Below are 24,007 nucleotides of genomic sequence, written 5' to 3'. Positions count from 1 at the left end.
AATGCGGGCGGTCCGCAATTGTCTGTGCGCCGCGCCGTAAGTGTCTCGACGGCCGAGCCGGTATGTCCCCCGCGCAAGGCCGTTCATGCGGCACGAACCGCGGGGGTCACGAGCCTCTGCACCTTTCTTGCTTTGGAAGTCCCCAGTCGTCCCCAACTCCCTAGGAGCATCCACATGCGTCGCATCCTCGTTGCTGTTGCCGTTGCCGCGTCCTTCGCCACCGCCTGCGCTTCCGGTCCCCAGGTCTCCAGCTCGCGCGGTGGCAACGCCACCCTGCTCGGCGTGGTCGCCGTTCCCGAGTCCGCGCAGGGCCAGGCGAACGCGTGCGACGGCCTGGGCATCACGGCCGCTCTCGCCGAGGACAGCAACATCCTCGTGGGCCGCGCGGTGGTGCGTCAGAGCCGCGGCCGCTGCTCGTACCAGATCTCCGGCCTGCCCTCGGGCCAGGAGCTGAAGCTCAACGTCCAGGCCCCCGCGAGCTGGACCTGCGCGAACGGCTCGCAGGTCACCGTGGCCCCGAACGACACCGTGAAGCTGAGCAACATGGAGAGCCGCAACCGCGACCTGAGCGCGGCCTGCTCCGCGAGCTAGTCGTACCGGTCGTCTTCGCAGTCACTTCAGTGCCCTGAGCGCGCGTGCGCGGAGCGCCCCCGAGCGGGTGCTCCGCGCGTGCGCGCTCGCGTTTTTGCAACACGGTTGCGCCGCGTGCCGCGCGCGGGCTCCTCGCTGCCAGCGCCGCTGCCGACGTCCTCGCTCTCGGGAGGTTCCGGCACCTGCGGCGCGGCGGGCAGTCCCGCGGGGAGCCCCATGGGGCTGTAGTAGCGGCGCAGCCAGCGGCACAGCCCGTCCAGCCCCGGGAAGAGCACGCGCTCGGTGATGTTGGCCTGGTCCAGCTTGTCGCGGATCTCCGCCTTGAGGCGCGCGGGGATGAGCAGCTTGCGCACGCCCATCCGCTGGTGCGCGAGGAACTCGTCGATGCGCCAGGGTGCCCCGTTCATCACCGAGAAGAGCGCGAACTGGTTCACGATGCGCTCGTCGAGCGAGGGCGGCTCGAAGAAGAGCACGAAGGGCTTGCGGGTGAGCTGGTCGAAGCTCCCCAGGTCCGTGGCGGCCGCGTGCAGCATCTCGGCGGTGAACACGTCCGCGCCCTCGCGCTGCAGCTGGCGCTTGAGCGCCGCGGGCAGCGCCCTGTTCGTCACCCGGTAGTCCACGCACCACACGGCGCCCTCCACGTCGTACTGGGCCGGGTCCTCGGTGAGGAAGTGCAGCGCCACGTAGGGGCTGAAGGTCCAGTCCAGGAGCCGCGTGGGCAGGCCGTGGTGCTGCGCGAGCGCGAGCCAGTCCCACACCGAGTAGGAGCGGTCGTCGGCGCGGCCGCGCGCGTACTTGCGGAAGGCGCGCAGCAGGTCGCGCTCGTGGCGCGCGAAGTTGCCGCCCAGGCGCACCAGCGCGGTGGACAGGTCGTGCTCGCGGTCCGGCACGCCGCGGAAGGCGTAGCTCGGGCGGTAGCGCCCCAGGGCCTCGTTCCAGGAGCCTTCGAAGAGCTGCTCGTGCAGCTGGCCCCAGCTGTCCACCCGGATGGCGTCCACGCAGGCGAAGATGTGCAGTGCGGTGCCCCGGACGCACGAAGGGCCCGGGCGCAGGCGGGAAGCCTGTGCACGGGCCCTCGGGGTGCAGGCGGGCGGGTTGCGGGCGCTCGCTCAGGCGGCGGCGCGCGCCTCCACGTGCGGCTCGGGGTACACCGCACGCTGCGGGGTGGCGATCTCGATGAGGCGCGCGGCCGCGAGCACCTTCATCACCTGCCAGGTAGGATCCAGCTCCCAGCGGCGGGCGGCGAAGTTGGGGCTCATGCCGAACTTGTGGTGGTTGTTCTGGAAGAGCTCGCCCATGCAGAGCACGTCCATGGGCAGGGTGTTGCGCGACTTGTCGCCGTTGTCGAAGTTCTGGTAGCCGTACTTGTGCCCCGCCCAGTTGACGATGGCGCCGTGCACCGGGCCCATCACGAAGTGGATGGGCAGCAGCGCGAACTGCCACGCGGCCGTGTGGAAGTGCACGTAGAAGGCCGTGTACAGGCCGATCCAGACGAGGCGCATCACCCAGCTCTGGCCGAGGGTCTGGTCCACGAACTTCCACTCGGGGTAGCCCCCGAGGAAGCGTGCCTCGGGCTGCTTACGGCCGTAGGCGTAGTCGTCGTAGGTCTTCTTGGTGCGCAGCATCATGCGCAGCGCGTCCTTGTGGAACCAGGGCGAGTGCGGGTCGCGCTCGGTGTCGCTGAAGGCGTGGTGCTCGCGGTGCAGGATGGCGTAGCCGCGCGGCGACAGGTACGAGGAGCCCTGCACGAGGTACGTGAGCAGGTGCATCACCTTCTCGGTGCGCGGCCCCATCGTGTACATGCGGTGCGCCGCGTAGCGGTGCTGGAAGAAGCTCTGGAAGAAGACGCACAGGATCCAGTGCGCGACGAAGAACGTGAGGATGACGGCCATGGCGGTCTCTGGCTCCTGAGTCGAGGTGGCGAGAGAACCACTGCGCCGGTCATGGCATTGTCACGGGTGCGCACGTGAGCTCGCCTGCCTGCCCAGCTCCGCTTCAACCCCCGTTGCCTTTCTCATAAACCCGCGGAATGGCTCGGCGCGGCATCCTCCCGCGGGCGCCCGGCGTGGTTAGGGTGCAGGGGTGAACTACGACGTCTACGCCGAGCGCATGCGGGCGCACGCCCGCGAGGCCGAGGTCAGCGAGTACGGGCGGGTGCGGGAGCGGGGCCGCGACTATCCGCTCCTGCGGCTCACGGTGCCCGGGGAGCGCTGGCTCGTCATCACCTCGGGCTTCCACGGGGAGGAGCCGGCGGGGCCGCTCACCCTGCTCGAGCACTTCGCGGAGGTGGCGGCGTACGCGCGCGAGCGGCGCGTGGGGCTCAAGGTGTACCCCTGCATCAACCCCTCGGGCTTCGAGGCGGGCACGCGCTACAACGCGAGCGGCGAGAAGCCCAACAACGACTTCCTGCGCTACGAGGTGCAGCCGGGGGTGTGGAAGGGCGAGCTGTACGGCGCAGACCAGCCCCTGCGCCACGTGCTCTACGACGGCGGGCCCCAGGAGACGCGCGCGGTGCGCACGGAGATCGCGCGGCTGCCGGCGCCGGCGGCCGCGCTGGACATCCACCAGGACAACTACCTGGGCGGGGTCTGCACCTACGCGTACACCTTCGGGGACAAGGGGGCGTACCGGCCGCTGATGCGCGCCGCCAGCGCGCACGCGCGGGTGATGGGCGGCGAGCGCGTGGACGAGCACAACGTGGCGGACGCGGACGGGCTGGTGGAGTTCCACGACGGCAGCGTCACGGACTACTTCATGCGCCTGGGCGTGCCCTACGCGGCCGCGCTGGAGACCACCACCGCCACGCCCCTGGCCGCCTGTCATGCGGTGAACCTGGTGTGGATCCGCGGCTTCATCGACCTCGCGGCGCGGGGGGCAGGCTAGGCCCGGAGGCCCGGGGTGGACTAGAAACCCACCCATGGCCCCCTTCCTCCCCTCCCCGTCCCCGTCCGTGCCCCGGCGCCTCGCGAGCGCCCTGGGCGCCGCAGCGCTCGCGGCGGCGCTGGGCGCCTGCGCCTCGCACGCCCCCGCGCCGAGCACCCGCTACGCCCTGGGCGCCACGCGCGCCGAGTACCGCGACTACACGCGGCCCGGGCAGTCCATCTGCGACGCCGAGCCGCGCTGGCTGAGCGAGGAGCTGGGCGGGGTGAACACCCTGCTCTCGCGCTTCCTCGAGGCGACGGCGGAGCGCCCCGACGGCGCCGAGGCCCAGGAGGCCGAGCGCACCGCGCTGCTGGAGGAGGCGAGCCGCACGCTCGCGCCCGTGGTGGAGGTGCACGGCAAGAACCTGAAGGCGCTGCAGTCCTGCTCCTTCAAGGGCTCGGGGCTGTTCCCGGCCATTGCCCAGAAGGGCAACGAGCTGGTGCCGCAGGCGCAGCAGCGCCTCGCGGACGCGCCCAAGCTGCTCGCCGCCGCCGCCCTGCAGCGCGTGCGCGAGCGCTGGGTGCTGGAGGCCCCGCAGCGCGAGGCCACCGCGCGCCAGACGTGGTGCCCGCCCAAGCCGGTGGTGGGCACGACGGACCTCTTCTTCGCCCGCCGCTCGCTCGACGGGCGCACCGAGTGGCTGTTCTGCGACGGGCACATCGTGGAGCAGCTGCCCGGCGGCGAGCCCGCGCTGCACGCCCCCGAGGGCCTCAGCCGCCGGGCGCAGCGCAAGGTGCAGCCGGCGAAGTACCTGCAGGCCGCGCGCAACTTCCCCGAGACGGAGATGGACGTGCCTCCGACCTCGGTGCCCAAGACCGCGCCCTCCGCGCCGGCCGCCTCCGGCGCCTCCACGCCGTAGCGCCGAAGTCGCCCCGCGCGCCTGCCGGGCGAGCGTCCGGCGGCCGATGGCGCCACGGGATGTCGTCCCGCAGGGCTCCTGCCCTGAAGGCCAGCCCCGCGTCCCCCGGGCCCGGGCACTGCCTAGCCTTGGTGGATGGTGCGCCCGCCCCACCCCCGCGACGACGCGCCTGCGCCGCGCGGCGCGGGCGACGAGGCACCGGACGAAGAGGCGCTGGTGCACCTGTTCCCCGGGCTGGACCGCAAGGCGCTCGGGGCCTTCTTCACGCCAGCGCCGCTGGTGGAACGCACCCTCTCGCTCGCGCTGGCTCACGTAGGAGAGGGGGCAGGGCCGCTCGCGGTGGTGGACCCGGCCTGCGGCGCGGGCGCCTTCCTCGCGGCGGCCGCGCGCCGCCGCCCGGACGCGCTCCTGCTGGGCCTGGAGCTGAGCGAGCCGGTGGCGCGGGTGTGCCAGCGCCGCGTGCCCTCGGCGTGCATCCACGTGGGCGATGCGCTGCGCGAGGACCTGGACCGGCTGCTCGCGCAGGTGCCCGCGGGGGCGCGCGAGCTGTGGGTGACGAACCCGCCCTTCAACGGCACCTCCGCGCTGCTGCACGACCCCGAGGCCTACGCCCGCCTGCGCGCGCTGCTGCCGCGCGCCCTGCCCCCGGGTACCAGCCTGCGCGACGACTTCGCCTTCTTCCTGCTGCGCGCGGCGCACCGGCTCGCCACGCACGCGGGCGCGCTCGCCTTCATCACGCCCGCGAGCCTCCTGGACGCGTTCCTCTACGCCCCGGTGCGCGCCGCGCTGCTCGAGACGCTCACCCTGCGCGAGGTGGTGGACCTGGGCGCGAGCGCCTTCCACGACGTGCAGGTGCACACCTGCATCAGCGTGTGGACGAGCCCGCGCGAGCGCCTGCAGCCGCCGGTGCGCGGCGCCGGCGCGGGGGCGCTGCAGCCGCGGCCCCCCGAGTGGCTGCTCACCCCGGTGTCCGCCGATGCCGAGCAGCTCGAGCGGCACTGGCGCGCGGTGGGCGAGCCGCTCACGCAGCTGGTGCCGGTGAGCCTGCCGGGGGTGAAGACGCGCTTCGACGAGCTGCTCGTGGACGCGGACCCCCAGCGCCTGCTCGCGCGGCTCGAGGAGTTCGCGCGCACGCCGCCCGAGGGGCTCCCGGACTTCGCCGAGCGCCACGCGCTGCCCACTGCGCTCCTGCCCAAGCTGTGGGCGCTGCGCGCAGGGCCTCCGGTGCAGGTGGACCCGCGCCACCTGCGCCCCTTCTTCCGCTACCGCGGCGCGCACCACCGCGGCGAGGTTCCGCCCGGGGCACGCGCCTGGTGCTACCTGGACCGGCGCCTCATCCCGCGCGGGGACCACCGGCTGCGCGGGCCCTACGATCCGCACGCGGAGGCCGTGAAGCTGCTCTTCAACGTGCGCGAGCTGCCCCTGTCCGCGGCGCTGCTGGAGGAGGCGGGCTGCGTGCACGATCACCGCCACGCCCGCTTCGCCCCGCTGCAGGTGCCGCTCGCGGTGCGCGAGCGCGGCCTGAAGGTGACGCGCGGCGCGCTCGATGCGTCGGCGCTGGGGCCGCTGGTGCCCAACCTCTCGCCGCGCGGGCTCGCCTGGGCCGAGCGCCTGGGCGGCCCGCGCGAGGCGTTCCGCGCCATCGTCCGCTTCCTCAACGGCCCCGAGGTGCAGGAGCGCTGGGCTCCCGTCTTCGGGGCCACCCGCATCGTGCCGGTGCCCCTCGAGTGAGGGAGCGTGCGGCAGCAGACCCCACCGCGCGCAAGACAGTGGGGGCTTTCGCGCGCTTGCGCTAAGCGAGAGGCCGCATCCACACCCGCAGTCCCCGGAGGTCTCATGAAGACGCCTGCCCTGCTCTGTGCCACCGCCCTGCTCAGCTTCGCCGCGCCCGCGCTCGCCCAGTCCGCGGACGGCGGGACAGCCAGCACCTCGAAGGCCGACGAGGGCACCCGCGTGGAGCTGAAGGACGCGCAGGGCAAGAGCGTGGGCGAGGTGACGCTCACCCAGACGCCCTCGGGCCTCATGCTGCGCGGCAACCTCCAGGGCCTGCCCCCCGGCACGCACGCCATCCACTTCCACGAGGTGGGCAAGTGCGAGGCCCCCTTCACCAGCGCGGGCAGCCACTTCAACCCGACGAAGCACGAGCACGGCCTGATGAACAAGAAGGGCCACCACGCGGGCGACCTGCCCAACTTCACCGTGGGCTCGGACGGCAAGGCGCAGTTCGAGGCCGTCACGGATGCGCTCACCCTGGGCAAGGGCAAGAACAGCGTGATGGACAAGGACGGCACCGCGCTCGTCGTGCACGCCAAGGCGGACGATCACATGAGCGGCCCCGCGGGCAACGCGGGCGACCGCATCGCCTGCGGCGTCATCGAGTCGAAGTAGGCGACGCGAAGGAGCCGGCGCGAAGCCGCGCCGCCGCTACACGTAGCCGAAGCGGCGGCGCAGGAACCACTCGCCGCCCAGCAGCGCCACGAGCGCGGCCAGGTAGTACCAGCGGTCCCAGAGCGGGCGGTCCTTCGCGCGGCCCACCTCCACCACCGGAGGGTCCAGCAAGGGCAGCTCGGGCAGGCCGCCGGAGGGCAGGCTGAAGCTCTTGCCCCCGGTGGCCTCGGCCACGTCGCGCAGGAGCGCGGTGCGCACCGAGGCGTCCGAGAGCTCGGGGCCCACCGCGCGCACGGCCACCGCGTCCTCGCCCTTGCCCAGGTCCTGCTCGCCCTTCTTCGCGCTGGCCACGAGCTTGTAGGCGCCGGGCGCAGGCGGGGCGAACTCGAGGCGCACCCCGCCGTCCGGCCCGGTGGTGCCCGTCTGCACCGCCACGGCCTTCTGCGTGGCCACCGCGACGAGCTCCACGCGCACCTGCGCCCCTTCCGCGGGCTGGTAGTCCGGCAGCCGCGCCGCCACCACCACGCCCACGGGCTTGCCCGGCTCCACCGAGGGCGGGTCCGCGGTCACCTTGAGCGTGGTGAGGTCCGGGTCGCGCACCAGCCAGCGCAGGGCGTTGCCCCAGAAGCGATCGTAGGCGCGAGAGGGGCTGCCGTTGCGGTGCGCGGTGAAGCTCCAGTACCAGCTCGCGTCGGTGGCCACGGTGAGCGCGCGGCCGCGCCCGTAGTCCCAGACGGCGACGAGCGGCGCGTTCTTGCCGCCGGCCGTCTGGAAGGGGTGCTCGAGCAGCACCGTGGCGCCGCTCTTCGCGCGCGTGACGTTGGCGCCCGGGATGGGGGGCAGCTCGCCCCAGGCGCTCTCGGTGCTTGCGGCGCCACTTCCCAGGGCCGTCACCGGGTGGCGCAGGCCTTCCGGCGTGAGGCGCGGCTTGAAGGGCTCGGGGTTCGCGGGGCCCGCGGCCTCCACTGGCAGCACCTGGTTGAGCGTGGGGAAGCTCGCGCGCCCCTCGCCCAGCACGCTGTCGCCGCCGATCATCACGAAGGCGCCGCCGTCGTGCACGTAGCGCTCGAGGTTGCGCTCGTACAGCGCGATGGACAGCTGCGGGTCCACGTAGCCGAAGTTCTGGAAGATGACGACGTCGAAGGTGGAGAGCTTCGTGTCGAAGATCTCGTCCATGGGGAACGGGATGAGCGAGAGCTCGCGCTCCTGGTTCACCACGCCCGGGTCGTCCGAGACGGTGCGCAGGATGTAGAAGGATACGAGGTCCACGTTCGCGTCCTGGCGCAGGAGCGCGCGCAGGTAGCGCTCGTCCCACGAGGGGCGGCCCACCACCAGCAGCACGCGCACGCGGTCGCGGATGACCTTGAGCGTGAAGGAGCGGCTGTTGTTCTCGCTCACCACCTCGTCCGGGAAGGTGGGCACGGTGACGGTGTAGACGAAGCGGCCGGTCTGGTCCGGGGTGAAGGTGAAGGTGACGCTCTTCACGTCGTCCGGAGAGGTGAGGCGCACGGTCTTGCTCGCCACCGTCTTGCCCTCCTGGCTCAGCACCACCGGGATGTCCTTGCCGGAGAAGCCGCGGCCCCGCACGTCCACCTCCACGCTGAGCGAGTTGCGCACGAAGGCGAAGTCGTCCGCCTTCACCCGCTCCACCGCGAGGTCCTTGAGCGCCTCCTGCCCCACCGCCACCGTGGACACCGGCACGCCCAGGTCCTTGAGCGCCGCGCGCGCGCGGCCGTTCACCCCTTGCGCGAGCTCGGCGTTGTCCGCGCCGTCGCTCAAGAGCAGCACGCCGCCGAGCTTGCGCGAGCCCTGCGAGCCCGCCGCCGCGGCGCGCAGTGCGCCCAGCAGGTCCGTGCTCCCGCCGCGCGGCGGCTCGCGCCCCACCGCCTCCGCGCTGGTGGGGCTGAGCTCCGGGTCGAAGCCGTAGACCTCCACCGTGTAGCGATCCTGGAGCGCCTGCAGCCCGGGCGCCGCGCGCCGCAGGAAGGCGCTCGCGGCCTGCGCGCGCGTCTGCCCGCCGGGCTCCGCGGGAAAGCCCATGGAGGCCGAGCGGTCCACGAGCACCGCGAGCCGGTTCTTCATGCGCGCCACCTGCAGCTGGCGCACGCCGGGCTCGAGCAGGAAGAAGAGCGCGGCGAGCCCCGCCGCGAGCCGCAGCGCCCAGAGCGCCACGCGGCGCGCGCGGCTGGGCTCGCGGCGCACGCCCCACGCGGCGAGCCCCACGCCGAGCGCGAGCCCCAGGACGAGCAGCCCGAGCGCCCAGGCGGGCAGGGGCGAGAGGCTCACGAGCTTCCAGGCGTTGAAGGAGGGGGCGTTCATCGGGTGCGCGCGCGGGGGGCGGCGCTAGCGGCGCTTGTTGAGGATGAGGGGCAGGTGGACCGCGTCGTCCTTGTAGTCGAGGCAGAGCGCGTACATGCAGATGTTCACGCCGACGCGGAAGGCGAGCTCGCGCTGCGGCTCGCCGCCGGGGCTCACGTCGAACTCGTAGTCGCCGCCCTCGCTGCGGCTCCACGCGCCCGCGAGGTCGTTCTGCGAGTAGAGGACGGCGGCGCGCTTGCCCAGCTGCGCCGCCTCCAGCTGCGGCTTGTGCAGGAGCCGCCCGGGAGCGGCGTCCAGGAGGAAGAAGGACTTGAAGACCACGTGCTCGCCCGGAAGCGCGGCGAGCGGGCTCTGCGGGAGCACCCGGGCCATCTCGCGGCGGAAGGACGCGTCGAAGCCGTCCCCGTCGCTGCCGTCGTTCGCGTCCGCGAGCATGAAGCCGCCGAAGGTGAGGTAGCGGCGCAGGTTCTCCACCTCCGCGCCCGAGAGCGGCGGAAAGCCCCCCTCCCCTCCGAAGTAGAGGAAGGGGTACTCGAAGAGCTTGGGGCTGGAGAGCGCGAAGGGGCGCGCGTCCGTCACCACCTCCACCGAGGTGCGCCGCTGCAGCTCCCAGGCGAGGCGGCGCAGGCCGGAGAGCCGCGTGTCCCAGCGCCCGCCGTGCTGCGCGACGGCGGGGATGAAGCGGCTCGCGTCCCCGAAGGCGCGGGCGCGCAGGGGCGCGAGCGCCGCGAGCGCGGCGGAGCCGAGGAGCAGGTGTCTGCGGGAGAGGGGCCGCGCGCTCATGCGGGGTCTATATACCGTCCGCGCGCGGCTGCATTCCCCGAGTTCTCCGGGGGCCCCGCGCCGCCTGGCCACCGCCGGACACCGCGGCGCTCCCCTAGCCCTTGGGCTCGGCCACGAGGTCGAAGTCCGGGATCTGCTCGCGCATGTACTCGCGCATGCGCCCGATGAGCGCGGCCTCGATCTGCCGGGCCCGCTCGCGGCTCACCCCGTACTTGTCCCCGATGTCCTGCAGCGTGAGGGGCTCGTCCGCGGTGAGGCGCTTCTCGAAGATGAAGCGCTCCTTGCCCTCGAGCGTCTGGGCGAAGGCGGCGAGCTTCTCGCGAAACAGCGCCTTGAGCTCCTCGCCGCCGAGGCGCTCGTCCGCGGGCTGGGCGCTGGAGGGCAGGAGGCGGTCCGCGCGGGTGCCCTTCGCGTCGTCGCCCAGGGGCGCATCCAGGCTGAGCTCGTCGTTGCCCAGGCGCTGGTCCATCTCCACCACGTCCTGCTCGCTCACGCTGAGGCGCTCCGCGAGCAGCTTGGGGCTCGCTTCGAAGCCCTCGCGCAAGAGCTTCTCCTGCTCCTGGCGCAGCTTGAAGAAGAGCTTCCGCTGGGCCTCGGTGGTGCCCAGCTTCACCATCTTCCAGTTGTCCATGATGTAGCGGAGGATGTACGCGCGGATCCACCACGCGGCGTAGCTCGAGAGCTTCACGCCGCGCTCCGGGTCGTACTTCTTCACCGCCTGCATCAGCCCGATGTTTCCCTCCTGGATGAGGTCCAGGAGCGAGAGCGGGTTGCGGTGGTACTCGTGGGCGAGCTTCACCACCAGGCGCAGGTTCGAGGCCACCAGCCGGTAGGCCGCCTGCACGTCCCCCGTCGCGCGCAGGTGCCGCGCGAGCCGCAGCTCCTCGTCGCGGCTGAGCAGCGGGTGGCGCGTCACCTCCGCCATGTACGCCTGCAGCGGGTCCTTGCGGGTGAGCCCCGCCTCCGGCGCCCGGGCCAGCGCCGTCACCGGGGGGATGCTCAGGTCGCCCTCCAGCTCGGCCTCGGTCTCCTCCAGCTCCTCGGGCGCGGGCTCCAGCGCCTCCGGGTCCAGCGCCGCCCCGGTCTCCTCGCCGGTCTCGTCCGCGTCTGCCGCGGCGGCCCGCTCCCGCTCGGCGGCAGGGGCCTTCTTCGCCCGCGGCGCGCGCTTTCTGGGGGCCTTGGAAGGGGCCTGGGAAGTCGGGGTTTTGGTTCTCTTCCCTCCAATCGCCATGCGGGTTCCTTAGCGCAAAGTGTTGCCGTTGTTGCCAGAGGGTAGCGCGGAGGCTATGCCCCTGCCTGATGAGCGACATTCAAGATCCGACCCCTGGCGAGGGCGCCGACGGCGCGCCCTCCACCCGCCCCGCCGAGTACATCGCGGACATCTCCTTCGAGGAGATGAACCTCTCCGAGCCCCTGCGGCGCGCGATCGCCGAGGCCGGCTACACGAACCCCACCCCCGTGCAGTCCAAGGCCTTCGGCCCCGTGATGGCGGGGAGGGATCTCATCGTGCGCAGCAAGACGGGCACCGGCAAGACGGCCGCGTTCGGCCTGCCGCTGCTCGAGAAGATCTCCGCCGAGGACCGGGGCGTGCGCGCGCTCATCCTCTGCCCCACCCGCGAGCTGGCCATGCAGGTGGCCGAGGAGCTCACGCGGCTCGGGAAGTACAAGGGCGTGAAGGTGGCGGCCATCTACGGCGGCGCCTCCATGAAGCAGCAGGAGGACGCGCTCGAGGAGGGCACGCAGATCATCGTGGGCACCCCGGGCCGCGTGTTCGACCACATCGGGCGCGGCAACCTGAAGCTGGACGGCTGCCGCTTCGCGGTGCTGGACGAGGCCGACGAGATGCTCAACCAGGGCTTCTACGAGGAGGTCACGCGCATCCTCGACCGCTGCCCGAAGGACCGGCAGGTGCTGCTGTTCAGCGCCACGGTGCCCAACGACATCCAGCGCCTCATCGCGCGCTACACCACGGATGCGGAGACGCTGCTGCTCTCCGGTGACGTCTTCACCGTCGAGCACATCCACCACATCCGCTACAACATCAGCGAGGCCTTCCCCAAGCCGCGCAACCTCATCTACGTGCTGGAGAGCGAGGAGCCGCAGAACGCCATCATCTTCTGCAACACCCGCGACGACACGGCGCTGGTGACCGCGGTGCTCAACCGCAACGGCTTCGACGCGGAGCTGCTCAACGGCGACCTGCCGCAGAAGGAGCGCGAGCGGGTGATGGCCAAGATGAAGCGCGGCGAGGTCGCCTTCATGGTGGCCACGGACATCGCGGCGCGCGGCATCGACATCAGCGGCCTCGAGTACGTCATCAACTACTCGCTGCCCGAGGACGCGGCCGTCTACCTGCACCGCGTGGGGCGCACGGGGCGCATCGGCAACAAGGGCACCGCGATCAACCTGTACAGCGGCCGGGAGCTGGCGACCTACACCACGCTGGAGAAGAAGTTCGGCATCAAGTTCGAGCAGCGCACCATGCCGGCCCCCGAGGAGGCGATGCGCATGTGGAGCGAGCGTCACATCCGTGAGATCCGCGAGGCGGCCGGCGGCGCCGTGAGCGAGGGCTACTTCCCGCTCGCCTCCCAGCTCAAGACCCGGCCCGACGCGGACGACCTGGTGGCCTTCCTGCTCAAGTACTTCTTCAGCCACACGCGCATGGAGAAGGCCAAGGCGGCCGCCGAGGCCGAGGGCCGCCCGGCGCCGGAGCCCGGCTTCGTGCGCAGCGAGGGCCGCAAGGAGCGCGAGCGCCCCGGCCGCGGCGAGCGCGGTGAGCGCGAGCGCGGTCCCCGCAGTGAGCGCGGCGAGCGCTCCGAGCGCAGCAGCGAGGCGCCTCGCGCGCCCCGCGCGGAGATGGGTGAGCGCGAGCGCCGCCCGCGCCGCGACGAGCCCCGCCGCGGCGCAGGCCCCAGCGCGCTGGACGCCGCCCCCGGCGAGGCGAAGCTCTGGGTGAACCTGGGCACGGCGGATGGCCTCGGGCCCGGCAGCATCGCGACGGCGCTCGAGACCGCGGGCGCCCCGGTGGACAAGGTGCTGCGCGCCGAGCTGCGCCCCACCTTCGCGTACGTGTTCGTCGCCGAGGCCGACTCGGCCGCCTTCGAGGCGCTCAGCGGCAAGACGCACGGCACCAAGACGCTGAAGGTGGAGAAGAGCCGGCCGCGCGGCGAGCGCGACCCCTCGCGTCCGCCCCGCTCGCCCGAGGCGGAAGCCGGCCAGGCGAAGCTCTGGGTGAACCTGGGCACCGACGACGGCCTCGACGAGGCCTCCTTCGTGAAGGCGCTCGAGGCGGCCGGCGCCCCCGCGGGCCAGGTGCAGAAGAGCCTGCTGCGCCCCGCGTACGGCTACGCCTACGTGGCGGACGCGGACGCGGGGAGCTTCGAGGCGGTCACCGGCAAGCTGCACGGGAGCAAGCCCCTCAAGGTGGAGCGGCACCGCCCGCGCCCGCCGCGCGAGGAGCGCGGAGGCCGCGAGCGCGGCCCCCGCAGCGACGCTCCCCGCGCCGAGGCCACTCCGGAGCAGCCGGGCCAGGTGCGCCTGTGGGTGGGCCTCGGCCGCCAGGACGGCCTGGACGAGGGCAGCCTCACCCAGGCGCTCGAGACCCTGGGCGCGCCCGCGGGCAAGGTGCAGCGCCTGGAGCTGCGCCCCACCTACGCGTACGTCTTCGTGGCCGAGGAGGACGCCGCGGGCTTCGAGGCGCTGCACGGCAAGAGCCACGGCGAGCGCACGCTGAAGATCGAGCGCGCGAAGCGCCGCTAGCGAAGCGCTACGGGCGCGGCGCGCGCTGCGAGGCGCGCCGGGCCCGATGGTAGTGCGCGGCGCACAGCGCCCGCGCGAGCACCGCCCGGCTGCAGCCGTCCTCGGTGCAGCGCGCGGCGGCCCGCGCCGGGTCCTCCCCTGCCCCGCCCGCTGCTGCGGGCGCGAAGAGCAGCTCGGCCAGCGCGAGCAGGCGCTCCAGGTCCGCGGCGCCGAGCGCGCGCGTCCTCACGAAGGCGAGCAGCCGCGACTCGGCGGCGGCGCGCGCCGCGTCCTGCGCGTCCGGGGGCGCCCCTGCAGCCTCCAGGAAGAGCTCCGCGAGCGGCAGCCCGAGGGCGCTCGCCACCTGCAGCAGCGTGTCGTAGCTGGGACTGCGCTCGCCGCGCTCGAGCTGGCTCGCGAAGCTCACCGAGATGCCGCAGGCCCGGGCGAAGTCCTCCTGGGTGAGCCCGCGCCGCTCGCGCAGGGTGCGGATGCGGCGCGCGAGGCCTTCGCGCGCGGCGGGCCCTGCGGGGGCGGCAGGACGGCCGCCTGCCCTGGGGGCATGGCGGGGCTCGGGGCCGGCAGGGGGCGTGGGGCGCATCGCGCGGGCCAATGTAGCGCAGCCCTTCTGTTAAGGTCCCCGGACCATGCACGCCGCCGAGGCAACCAACTACTACTTCCGCAAGGCCGCCCGGATCATGGACGTGGGCGAGCGCATCGAGACGCTGCTCGCCACGCCCCTGCGCGAGGTGAAGGTGCAGGTCTCCATCGAGCTGGACTCCGGGGAGATCGGCACCTTCATCGGCTACCGCATCCAGCACGACAACAGCCGCGGCCCCATGAAGGGCGGCCTGCGCTTCCACCCGCAGCTGGACGCCGCGGAGGTGGAGAGCATGGCGTCCCTGATGACGTGGAAGACGGCGGTGGTGAACCTGCCCTACGGCGGCGCCAAGGGCGGCATCACCTGCGACCCCAGCCGCATGAGCCTGCGCGAGCTGGAGCGGCTCACGCGCAAGTTCGTGGACCAGATCCAGGACGTCATCGGGCCCACGCGCGACATCCCCGCGCCGGACATGAACACCAACCCGCAGGTGATGGCGTGGATCTTCGATCAGTACTCGAAGTTCCACGGCCACTCGCCCGCGGTGGTCACCGGCAAGCCGCTGGACCTCTATGGCTCCAAGGGGCGCGAGGCGGCCACCGGCCGCGGCCTGCTCTACATCTGCCGCGAGGTGATGCGCGACCTGGGCCTGCCGCTCAAGGGCACCCGCTTCGCGCTGCAGGGCTTCGGCAACGTGGGCAGCCACACCGCGCGCCTCCTCTGGGAGGACGGCGGCCTCATCGTCGCAGTGGGCGATGCGCTGGGCGGGGTGAAGAACCCCCAGGGCCTGGACGTGCCCAGCCTCTTCGAGCACGTGAAGCGCACCGGCACGGTGAAGGGCTTCGCCGGAGGCCAGGCCTGCACGAGCGACGAGGTGCTCACGGCGGACTGCGAGGTGCTCGTCCCCGCGGCGCTGGGCAACGTCATCACCCGCGAGAACGCCGCGGCGGTGCGCGCGCGGCTCATCGTCGAGGGCGCGAACGGCCCCACCCACCCGGAGGCCGACGAGATCCTCGAGCGGCGCGGCGTGCTGGTGGTGCCCGACATCCTGGCCAACGCGGGCGGGGTGACGGTGAGCTACTTCGAGTGGGTGCAGAACCTGCAGCACCTGTCGTGGGACGAGGAGCGCGTGAACGCGGAGCTCGAGCGCACCATGAAGGAGTCCTACGAGCGCGTGGCGCAGATCTCCCGCTCGCGCAAGGTCACCCTGCGCACCGCCGCCTTCATCCTCGCCATCGGGCGCGTGGGCAAGGCCACCGTCCTGCGCGGCATCTGAGAGCCCCCTCTTCCCCTGGAGCCTTCCGCATGAACGCCACGCTCGCGCAGCAGGTGCAGGGCAGCGCCCTCTTCGAGGGGCTGAGCCCTGCGCAGGTGGAGCAGCTGCTCGCCATCGCCGAGGAGGCCGAGGTGGCCCGCGGCCGCGCGCTCTTCGAGGAGGGGGCGAGCGGCGACGCGCTCTACCTCGTGCTCTCGGGTGAGCTGGAGATCCTCAAGAAGGACGCCGCGGGCGCGCAGCTGCCGCTCGCGCGGGTGGGGCCCGGGCAGGTGCTCGGGGAGATGAGCCTTCTGGGCGGCAGCGCGCGCCGCAGCGCCACCGCGCGCGCCCTGGGCGAGGTGCGCCTGCTGCGCCTGCCCACGGCACGCTTCGCGCCCCTGCTCGCGCGCGACGAGGTGCCCGCGCTCAAGCTGGTGCTCAACCTGGCGCGCGTGATGAGCCGGCGGCTCCTGCAGATGAACGAGAAGCTGGTGGAGGGCCAGGGCGCGCGCCGCGAGGAGCTCAGCGCCTTCCAGAAGGTGCTCAGCGACTGGTCGTTCTAGGTGCGATGACCTGCGCGCGATGACGCGCCGGGTCAGCCCGGGGCAGCCGGGCCGGCAGGGGGTGGGCCGGGTGCTGTGGGCTTTCCCGCCGGCCGCACTTCCGTTAAGGCATCGGCCGCCACCATGGTGACCCTCCACGACATCCGCACCGCCCAGGAGCGCATCTCGGGCGCGGTGCCGCGCACGCCCTGCCCCCGCTCCGACCAGTTCTCGGACCTCACCGACGCAGGCGAGCTGTACTGCAAGCTCGAGAACCTGCACCGCACGGGCGCCTTCAAGGAGCGCGGCGCGCTCAACAAGCTGCTCACGCTGAGCGCGGAGGAGCGCGCGCGCGGCGTCATCGCGGCGAGCGCCGGCAACCACGCGCAAGGGGTGGCGTACCACTCCGGGCGCCTGGGCATCGGCGCCACCATCGTGATGCCGGAGCAGACGCCGCTCATCAAGGTGACGCGCACGCGCGAGTACGGCGCGCGCGTGGTGCTGCACGGGGCGAACTTCGACGAGGCCTACGCCGAGGCGCTGCGGCTGCAGCGCGCCGAGGGCCGCGTCTTCGTGCACCCCTTCGACGACGACCTGATCATCGCGGGCCAGGGCACCGTCGGCCTCGAGCTGCTCGAGCAGGTGCCGGGCCTGGAGCTGGTGGTGGTGCCCATCGGCGGCGGCGGGCTCATCTCCGGCATCGCCTGCGCGCTGAAGGAGACGAACCCGGCCATCCAGGTGGTGGGCGTGCAGACGGCAGCGCTGCCCAGCATGAAGGCCTCGTGGGACGCGAAGAGCCTCGTCACCGTGCCGGCGAGCAGCACCATCGCGGACGGCATCGCGGTGAAGCGCCCGGGCGAGCGCACCTTCGAGCTGGTGCGCCGCTACGTGGACGACGTGGTCACCGTGGACGAGGAGGAGCTCTCCAACGCCATCCTCCTGCTGCTCGAGCGCGAGAAGAGCGTGGTGGAGGGCGCGGGCGCGGCGGGGCTCGCGGCGCTCATCCACGGCAAGGTGCCCCAGGCGCGCGGCAAGCGCACCGCGCTGGTGCTCTCCGGCGGCAACATCGACGTGAACCTGCTCAGCCGCATCATCGAGCGCGGCCTGCTCAAGGACGGGCGCAAGGTGCGCCTGGTGGTGCGCGTTCCGGACCGCCCGGGCAACCTCGCCAAGCTCACCGGCGCCATCGCCGAGCTGGGGGCGAACGTGATGGAGATCCACCACAGCCGCTCCTCCACCAAGGTGGGCCTCGGCGAGGCCGAGGTGGAGGCCACGCTCGAGACGCGCGGCCGGCCGCACATCGAGGAGCTCAAGAGCACGCTCGCGCAGCGCGGCTGGCGGGTGACAGAGGAGGGCTAGGGCGAAGGCGCCGGAGCCCTGCGCTGAGCCATACTGGCGCGCGTGCTCCCGCTCCTGCTCTCCCTGCTGCTCGCGGCCACGCCGCCCCCCGCGCCCGCGCGCGCCGAGGCGCTCGCCCGCTCGGGGCGCTGGGACGCGCTCTACCTCGCGTACGCGGCCGTGAGCCCGGAGCGCTATGCGCCGAGCGAGCGCACTGCCCTCTCACGGGCGCTCGCGCGCGGCTGCGCGGCGGAGCTGCGCAACGATGCGGTGCTGGCCTCCGCGCTGGGCGAGCGCGCCGCGCGCTTCGAGCCCACGGCCGCGGCGCTGCGCTGCCTCGCGCGCGCGGCGCTCGCCACCGAGCAACGGGCCGCGGCCGAGTCCGCCCTGCGCGAGGGGATGCGGCGCCACCCGGGGGACGGCGGCTTCGCGCTCGCGCTGGGGGAGCTGCTGCAGAGCGAGGGAGACGCGGCGGGCGCCCGCGCTGCGCTCCTGCAGGTGCCGGCGGGCAGCCCCGAGGCTGCGCGCGCGAGCGCCCTGCTCGCCGCGGCGCAGGCCGCAGAGGCCGAGGGCGTGGAGGCCTCGACTGCGGCACCCGAGGGCCTGCACGTGCGCGAGTCCGGCCGCTTCGTGGTGCGCTACCTCGACCGCACCCGCGACTTCGGCCAGCGCGCCGACTACGAGGGGCGCTGCGTCGCGGCGCTCGAGGAGGCGTACGCGCACACCCGCAGCCTCCTGGGCCGCGCGCGCGAGGCGCCGGTGGACGTGCTCTTCCTCACCCGCGAGCAGTTCGCACGCGCCCACGGCCCGCAGGCGGCGCGCAGCATCGCAGGGCTGTATGCCGGCGGCGCCATCCGCATCAACCAGGCGCTGGGCGACGCAGGCGAGCTCACGGCCGACACCCGCGCGACCCTGGTGCACGAGTACGTGCACTCCGCGCTCGACGAGCTCGGCGGAGGCGCCGGTGCGCTGCCCACCTGGCTCAACGAGGGGCTCGCCGAGTACGTGGAGTGGCGCTACCTGGGCAGCGATGCGCCGCCGCGCCCACTCGCCGCGCGGCTCGCCGCCGCCGCGCGCGCGGGCACCCTGCCCTCGATCGGGGCCATGGCCCACGGAGCGCTGATCGCGCAGGGGGACCCGGGCCTCGCCTACGCCCTCTCCGCGCTCGCCGTGCGCGAGCTGCTGCGCCAGGAGGGCCCCGCGCGGCTGCTCACATTGGTGCGCGAGGTGGGAGAAGGTCGCCCCTTCGATGCGGTGCTACAGGCCCGTTACGGACGCAGCGTGGCGTCGCTCGACGAGGAGCTGAAGTCCGTCCTCTCGCGAAGGTGACGAGCGAGCGAGCGCGGGACTGCGGCGCGAAGTTTATTCCTGCCGAGGACTCCCCTACACTCGCGCTTCTTAAATTTGCGCTGCGACTGGAGGCTGCTTCTGCCCCGGCCGCAGCAAGGTGACGGATGTCCGACACGCGTGCCGTGATGAGAGAGTTTCGCTTCCTCGACGAGAAGCGGAAGCTGGGGAGCCTGTCTCCGACGGAGGAGACGCGCTGGCACGAGCTGCGCGCGCAGCTCGGCGCTCCCGAGGCACCGCAGGCCGCCGCAGCGAATCCCTACGCCGCCTATCCCCAGGGCTACTGGGGCCAGGACGGGCAATGGTACGCGTACCCCGCGGCCTACCCGCCCGGCGCCTACGCCCCCGCGCATGATCCGCACGCCGCGGCCTACGCCCAGCAGGTCTACGCCCAGCAGGTCTACGCGCAGCAGCAGCAGCAGCAGCAGCACTACGCCCAGGATCCCCACGCCGCCTACGCCGCCGCCGGCAGCTACGACCCGAACGCCCAGGGCTACGATCCCGCCGCCTACGATCCCAACGCGGCCGCCTACGACCCCAACGCCGCCGCCTACGATCCGAACGCCTACGCCGCCTACGCCGCGCAGTACGGCCAGCAGGCCTACGCGCAGCCCTACCCCGCGCAGGGCTACGATCCCACGGCCTACGGCTACGCCCCGGCCCAGTACCCGTACGATCCCAACGCCGCCTATGCGCAGCAGCAGCACCCGGGCTACGCGCAGGGCTACGCAGCGCCCTACCCCGCGGACCCTGCGGCCTACGCCGCGTACGCGCAGCAGCAGCAGCAGCTCGGCTACGGCGCGGACCCCGCAGCGCAGCAGGCCTATGCGCACGAGGCCGACGCCGCCCACGCAGGCGCCGAGGACTTCGAGCTCCCGACCTACGCCGAGCCCCAGCCGCTGACGGCCGAGCGCGCGCCCGAGGCTCCGGCCGCGGCGCCCGAGCTGCCTCTCGTCGAGCTGCCGATCGAGGACGTCTACGAGGTGGCCGAGGGCGACGTGCAGCCCGTGGAGACCTCCGGCGCCGACAGCTCTTTCGTCGAGATGCAGGCCGAGCCGGCCGCGCTCGCCGAGGCCTCCGAGCCGATGGCGGAGCTCGCGGCTCCCGAGGCCGGCCACGCGGACCTCCTCGCAGCTCAGCAGGATCCTGCCCTCCCGGCGCCGGACGCACCGGGCGCGTCCGAGCCCGTGGCGCCTGACGCGTGGGACGCAGCGCCCGCAGTCCCCGTCACCGACGAGGCCCCTGCCGAGGCGCTGGACGTTGCCGAGCCCGTTTCCTCCGAGGCCACCGAGGGTTGGGAGAGCGCGGCGGCTGCGCAGACCGACGTGCCCGCCGAAGCCGCTCCGCTCGGGGAGACGACGAGTGAGGAGTCCGCTGCGCCTTCGATGCTCGCGGAGGCAGAGGCGCACGCTGAGCCCCTGAGTGCGCAGGCCTGGGAGCCCGCGACCGAGGTGACTGCGGCCGAGGCCCTTCCGCTTCCGGGCGCCGAGCCCGTGGCCCAGGGCTGGGAGGCATCGAGCGACGAAGGCGCTTCCGAGCCCGTGGCCGAGCAGGGCTGGGAGCCTGCGACGGAGGCACTCGCGGCGACCCGCTCGCTCGAGTCCGCCTCGGATGCAGCCGAAGTCGAGGCTGCGCCCGCACAGGATTGGGCGTCCGTGCAGGACGGGGCGCCCAGCGCCGAGCTCGAGGCCGCGCAGCTCTCGGAGCCCGCCGAGGCCGTTGCCGCCGACGCATGGCAGGCCGCGGAGCCCGAGCTCGAGGCCGCGGCAACGGAAGTCGAGGCCGTGCCGGAGCAGCGTTGGGAAGCCGCTGCGCCCGAGGCCGAGGCGACGCCTGCTCAGAGTTGGGAAGCCGCTGCGCCCGAGGCGGAGGCGACGCCGGCTCAGCGCTGGGAGGCCGCTGCGCCCGAAGTGGAGACTGCTCCTGCGCAGAGCTGGGAGACCGCCGCTCCTGAAGTCGAAGCCGCGCCCGCTCAGAGCTGGGAGGCCGCAGCCCCCGAGCTCGAGGCGGTGCCCGAGGCCGAGGCAGTCGCTGCCCAGGGCTGGGAGGCCGCAGCGCCCGGAATCGAGACCGTCGCCGCACCGAGCGCGGAGTCCGCACCGCTGCAGAGCTGGGAGGCCGCGGAGGCGTTCCCGGCAGCCGCGCCGGAGCAGCAGTGGATGACTGCGAGCGCAGCGCCGCTGGCCGACGAGGTGTCGGGCACGGAGCACGCGACGCCCGCAGAGCTCTCTGCGTCGCACGACGCCCTGCCTCTCTCCGACGAGCCCGCGTCGGATCTGACCGCGGAGCAGTTCACGCAGGCCACGCAGTGGGACGCGGAGCCGCTCGCGCCCGAGCTCACCGCAGCGTCGCCGCTGCAGGCCGAGGACGTGGCCGAAGCAGCGCCCTCCGCTCCGGTGAGCGCCGAGGCGGTGACCGCGCCAGGCCTCGACGCCATCTCCGTCGAGGAGGCTGCTCAGGAGCTGCCCGCCGAGCCCATCGAGCTCGATGAGACCGCGGAGGTGCCGCTCGACGCGGCGAGCACCGTGGCGCCCGTGGAGGGTGACCTCGAGCTCGCGGCCGCGCCGGAACCTGCGCTCACCGAGGACGTGGAGCTCACCGACGCGAGCGCCCCTGCGGCCGAGGCCGCGCCGGCGCAGTCCGCGTTCGCGGCTCCGGAGGACGGGTTCGAGCTCACCGAGGAGGAGCCCGTCGCGCTCACCACGCCGGCGCGCGCGCCGAGCCTCGAGCTGTCGGACGCGGAGCTGAGCATCGACGAGGCGCCCGCTGCACCGAGCAGCGAGTCCGCCTTCGAGGTCGTCGAGGCGCCGCCCGAGGCGCTCGCGAGTGCCGTGTCCGCGCTCGAGCTGCGTCCCCTGCGCGCCGTCGCGCCCGCCGAGCTGCAGGCGCAGGCGGCGACGCCCGCGGGCAGCGAGGCGCCGCCCGAAGCGCTCGGCGTGCCTGCGAACGAGGAGACCTTCGACCTCAGTGGCCAGCCCGAGGATTCAGTCCCCCTGGCCACTGCGGGCGAGTTCGTGGGCTACGGCGACGTGGCCTCTGCCGAGGCGGCTTCGCCCGAGGCACCGTCCGCGGCCCCGGCCTTTGCCGAGGGCGACGTGCAGTCCGGCGAGCTCGCGAGCTTCGTGCCGCCCGTCGAGTCCATCTGGAGCGACGCGCCCGCGGCAGAGCAGCCGGCGCTCGCGCCCGAGGCGCCCGCAGCCGAGGCCATCCCGGAGGCCGTGGAGGTCTCCTCCGAGTGGGCGTCCCCTGCGCCCGAGGCGCAGGACGCGCTGTCCGTCGACGTGGCCGAGGAGTGGAGCGACGCGCCTGCAGCGCAGGCCGCGGCCGAGCCGCTCGCCGAGGCCCCCGTGCAGCAGGGCTGGGCCCACGAGCCCACGCCTGACTGGAGCGCCGAGGCGGAGTCCGCACCGGCCGAGGTGCCGCTGGCCGAGGGCCACTGGTCCGCGGCGCCGACGCCCGAGTGGGGCGCGCTGCAGCCCGAGGAGTCCGCTGCCGCCGCAGTCGCCGAGGCTCCCGCCACCGCGACGGCGGAGGCCGACGCCGACGCCCTCCCGATGCTCGAGGTGATGGAGGCGGAGGTCATCGAGGACGCCGTTCCGCTCGAGGAGGAGCCCGTCGCTGCCGAGCAGGCGCCTTCCGCACTGGAGCCTGCCGCTGCCGCCGCGTGGGAGAGCCCGTCTACGGACGCACCGGCCGAGGCCGGCACGTCCGAGTGGAGCGCCGCGCCCGCGCAGCCCGAGCTGGGCAGCGAGAGCTGGAGTGCAGCGCCCGCCCAGCCCGAGGCCGAGCAGTGGGGCTCCGTGCCCACGCAGGGTGCCGAGGGGTGGAGCGAGACGCCGGCGCAGCCCGAGGCCGCTGCCGAGCAGTGGAGCGAGGCGCCCGCGCAGGCCGAGCCGGTCGCCGAGCAGTGGAGCGAGGCGCCTGTCGAGGCCGAGCCGGTCGCTCAGGAGTGGAGTGCCGCCCCTGCGCAGCCGGACGCGCAGCAGTGGAGCGACGCCCCTGCGCAGGTGGAGGAGGTCGCCGCGCAGTGGAGCGACGCCGCTGCCGGGTCCGAGCCGGTTGCCCAGGAGTGGAGTGACGCGCCGGTGCAGGCCGCTGCCCCGGAGTGGAGCGCCGCGCCCGAGGCAGGCCCCTCCGAGTGGAATGCTGCGCCCGCGCAGACCGAGGCGAGCGCGGAGGCGTGGAGCGCCGCACCCGTCCCGCCGGACGCCGCCGCGGAGTGGAGCGCCGCACCGGTCCAGGCCGAGGTGAGCACCGAGGGCTGGAGCGAGGCGGCTGCGCAGCCCGACCTGGCCACCGAGGCTCCGGCCGCCGAGGGTTGGGCCGCGCCGCAGCAGCCCGAGCTGGCCACGCCCGAGTGGAGCGCGCCGGTCGAAGAGCAGCCGGCGTACGACGCGGGCGGCTGGAGCGCGGCCGCGCCCGAGAGCGCAGAGGTCGCGCCCGTCGAGGTGTCCACGGACTGGAGCAGCGCCGAGCCGGCTGCCCCGGCCTGGGGAGCCCCGCCCGCGGGCGGCTGGGACGCAGAGCCTGCTCCCGCGGTGCAGGCCGAGAGTGCGCCGGCCGTCGAGGAGCCGGTGCTGGAGCCGGAGCTCGAGGAGATCGAGCTGGTCGAAGAGGCCGTGGAAGCGGCCGTCGAAGAGCCTGCCGCGCCCGAGCCCGTCCCTGCCCCCGTCGCGGTCGCCGAGCAGGCGCCCGCAGCGGCCTGGGTCTCCACGAGCGTGCTGCCGCAGGCGACCGCGGCGCTGCAGGCCGCGGCCCTCTCCTCGCCCGCGAGCACGGCTGCGCAGGTGTCCCCGGAGGCCGTGGCCTCGCTGGGCCTCTCCTCGGCGCCCTACAGCCCCGAGCTCGAGGACGAGGTGCCGCTCTTCGACGTCCCGGACGCCGTGCTGGGCATGCCCGACGCGCTCACCCCGCTCTCCTTCGTCGAGGGCGAGCACCGGGTCATCGTCCACACGGTGGAGGGCCAGGTGAAGCGCGGCACCATCCGCGACGTGGACCTGCTCGACGAGGTGGTGGCGCTCGAGCAGCAGACGGGCTTCACTCCGGAGCGCATCCCCACGCGCCGCATGAAGGCCATCTTCTTCATGCTGCCCACGGGCAGCCGCCAGCCGGCCGCCGCGGGGCAGAAGGTGCGCGTCACCTTCACCGACGGGCGCCAGGTGGCCGGCTTCTCCACGGACCACAAGACCGCGGGCAACGGCTTCTTCATCACCCCGGCGGACAACCGCACCAACACCGCGCGCATCTTCATCTACCGCTCGAGCGTGCACGCGGTCGCTGAAGGCTGAAGCCGCGCTGCAGACACGACGAGGGGGCCGCTCGCA

At 73.7% G+C, this 24,007-nt stretch carries 17 protein-coding genes; 11 read left to right on the top strand and 6 right to left on the bottom strand.

Annotated elements, in window-relative coordinates; genetic code table 11:
• The first annotated feature begins 174 nt into the window (after positions 1-174).
• On the top strand, positions 175-591 hold the full coding sequence (locus tag FGE12_RS19950) for a hypothetical protein (RefSeq protein WP_153868110.1): 417 nt from the start codon (positions 175-177) through the stop codon (positions 589-591).
• Between the two features lie 26 nt (positions 592-617).
• Here FGE12_RS19950 and FGE12_RS19945 read toward each other — a convergent pair whose 3' ends face one another.
• The gene (locus FGE12_RS19945; RefSeq protein WP_194798090.1) at positions 618-1,589 is read right to left on the bottom strand and encodes an FRG domain-containing protein; all 972 of its coding nucleotides are present in this window, start codon (positions 1,587-1,589) and stop codon (positions 618-620) included.
• 111 nt (positions 1,590-1,700) lie between these two features.
• A complete protein-coding gene (locus FGE12_RS19940; RefSeq protein ID WP_153868108.1) occupies positions 1,701-2,483 on the bottom strand; it encodes an acyl-CoA desaturase in 783 nt (260 codons plus the stop codon).
• A gap of 190 nt (positions 2,484-2,673) precedes the next feature.
• On the opposite strand from FGE12_RS19940, the gene FGE12_RS19935 reads away from it, so the two are divergent.
• The 4 genes from FGE12_RS19935 (at position 2,674) to FGE12_RS19920 (ending at position 6,760) form a co-directional block, all read left to right on the top strand.
• Positions 2,674-3,474 carry a hypothetical protein gene (locus FGE12_RS19935; RefSeq protein ID WP_194798089.1) on the top strand — a complete coding sequence of 267 codons (801 nt, stop codon included), beginning with the start codon at positions 2,674-2,676 and terminating at the stop codon, positions 3,472-3,474.
• 34 nt (positions 3,475-3,508) lie between these two features.
• Complete coding sequence (locus tag FGE12_RS19930; protein ID WP_228530936.1) at positions 3,509-4,372, top strand: hypothetical protein; 864 nt, start codon at positions 3,509-3,511, stop codon at positions 4,370-4,372.
• Between the two features lie 135 nt (positions 4,373-4,507).
• Positions 4,508-6,103 (top strand): N-6 DNA methylase, encoded by a 1,596-nt coding sequence (locus FGE12_RS19925; protein ID WP_153868107.1) that lies wholly within the window; start codon positions 4,508-4,510, stop codon positions 6,101-6,103.
• Positions 6,104-6,208: 105 nt separating this feature from the next.
• On the top strand, positions 6,209-6,760 hold the full coding sequence (locus FGE12_RS19920; protein WP_153868106.1) for a superoxide dismutase family protein: 552 nt from the start codon (positions 6,209-6,211) through the stop codon (positions 6,758-6,760).
• Positions 6,761-6,796: 36 nt separating this feature from the next.
• On the opposite strand, the gene FGE12_RS19915 is transcribed toward FGE12_RS19920, so the two are convergent.
• The 3 genes from FGE12_RS19915 to FGE12_RS19905 all read right to left on the bottom strand — a co-directional run bounded on the left by FGE12_RS19915 (position 6,797) and on the right by FGE12_RS19905 (position 11,093).
• The gene (locus FGE12_RS19915; RefSeq protein ID WP_153868105.1) at positions 6,797-9,079 is read right to left on the bottom strand and encodes a glutamine amidotransferase; all 2,283 of its coding nucleotides are present in this window, start codon (positions 9,077-9,079) and stop codon (positions 6,797-6,799) included.
• Between the two features lie 24 nt (positions 9,080-9,103).
• Positions 9,104-9,862: a DUF4159 domain-containing protein gene (locus tag FGE12_RS19910; protein WP_153868104.1), complete on the bottom strand. Its 759-nt coding sequence runs from the start codon at positions 9,860-9,862 to the stop codon at positions 9,104-9,106.
• A gap of 94 nt (positions 9,863-9,956) precedes the next feature.
• Entirely contained in the window at positions 9,957-11,093 is a 1,137-nt protein-coding gene (locus tag FGE12_RS19905; RefSeq protein ID WP_153868103.1) for an RNA polymerase sigma factor RpoD/SigA, read from the bottom strand.
• A gap of 68 nt (positions 11,094-11,161) precedes the next feature.
• Here FGE12_RS19905 and FGE12_RS19900 point away from each other — a divergent pair, with 68 nt between their 5' ends.
• On the top strand, positions 11,162-13,621 hold the full coding sequence (locus tag FGE12_RS19900; RefSeq protein ID WP_153868102.1) for a DEAD/DEAH box helicase: 2,460 nt from the start codon (positions 11,162-11,164) through the stop codon (positions 13,619-13,621).
• A 7-nt stretch (positions 13,622-13,628) separates the two neighbouring features.
• Here FGE12_RS19900 and FGE12_RS19895 read toward each other — a convergent pair whose 3' ends face one another.
• A complete protein-coding gene (locus FGE12_RS19895; protein WP_153868101.1) occupies positions 13,629-14,201 on the bottom strand; it encodes a helix-turn-helix domain-containing protein in 573 nt (190 codons plus the stop codon).
• Between the two features lie 46 nt (positions 14,202-14,247).
• Between FGE12_RS19895 and FGE12_RS19890 the strand changes: the two genes are divergently transcribed.
• The 5 genes from FGE12_RS19890 (at position 14,248) to FGE12_RS19870 (ending at position 23,971) form a co-directional block, all read left to right on the top strand.
• The gene (locus tag FGE12_RS19890; protein ID WP_153868100.1) at positions 14,248-15,477 is read left to right on the top strand and encodes a Glu/Leu/Phe/Val dehydrogenase; all 1,230 of its coding nucleotides are present in this window, start codon (positions 14,248-14,250) and stop codon (positions 15,475-15,477) included.
• A gap of 29 nt (positions 15,478-15,506) precedes the next feature.
• Entirely contained in the window at positions 15,507-16,019 is a 513-nt protein-coding gene (locus tag FGE12_RS19885; protein ID WP_153868099.1) for a Crp/Fnr family transcriptional regulator, read from the top strand.
• 75 nt (positions 16,020-16,094) lie between these two features.
• Positions 16,095-17,357, top strand: a complete 1,263-nt coding sequence (locus FGE12_RS19880) for a threonine ammonia-lyase (RefSeq protein ID WP_370459077.1) — start codon at positions 16,095-16,097, stop codon at positions 17,355-17,357.
• 42 nt (positions 17,358-17,399) lie between these two features.
• Positions 17,400-18,665, top strand: a complete 1,266-nt coding sequence (locus FGE12_RS19875; RefSeq protein ID WP_194798088.1) for a hypothetical protein — start codon at positions 17,400-17,402, stop codon at positions 18,663-18,665.
• A gap of 125 nt (positions 18,666-18,790) precedes the next feature.
• A complete protein-coding gene (locus FGE12_RS19870) occupies positions 18,791-23,971 on the top strand; it encodes a hypothetical protein (RefSeq protein WP_153868096.1) in 5,181 nt (1,726 codons plus the stop codon).
• Positions 23,972-24,007: the final 36 nt, after the last annotated feature.

The organism is Aggregicoccus sp. 17bor-14, assembly GCF_009659535.1.
Classification (GTDB): Bacteria; Myxococcota; Myxococcia; order Myxococcales; family Myxococcaceae; genus Aggregicoccus.
The sequence above is the reverse complement of the archived record's forward strand: the minus strand, read 5'-3'. Positions and strand labels throughout refer to the sequence as shown.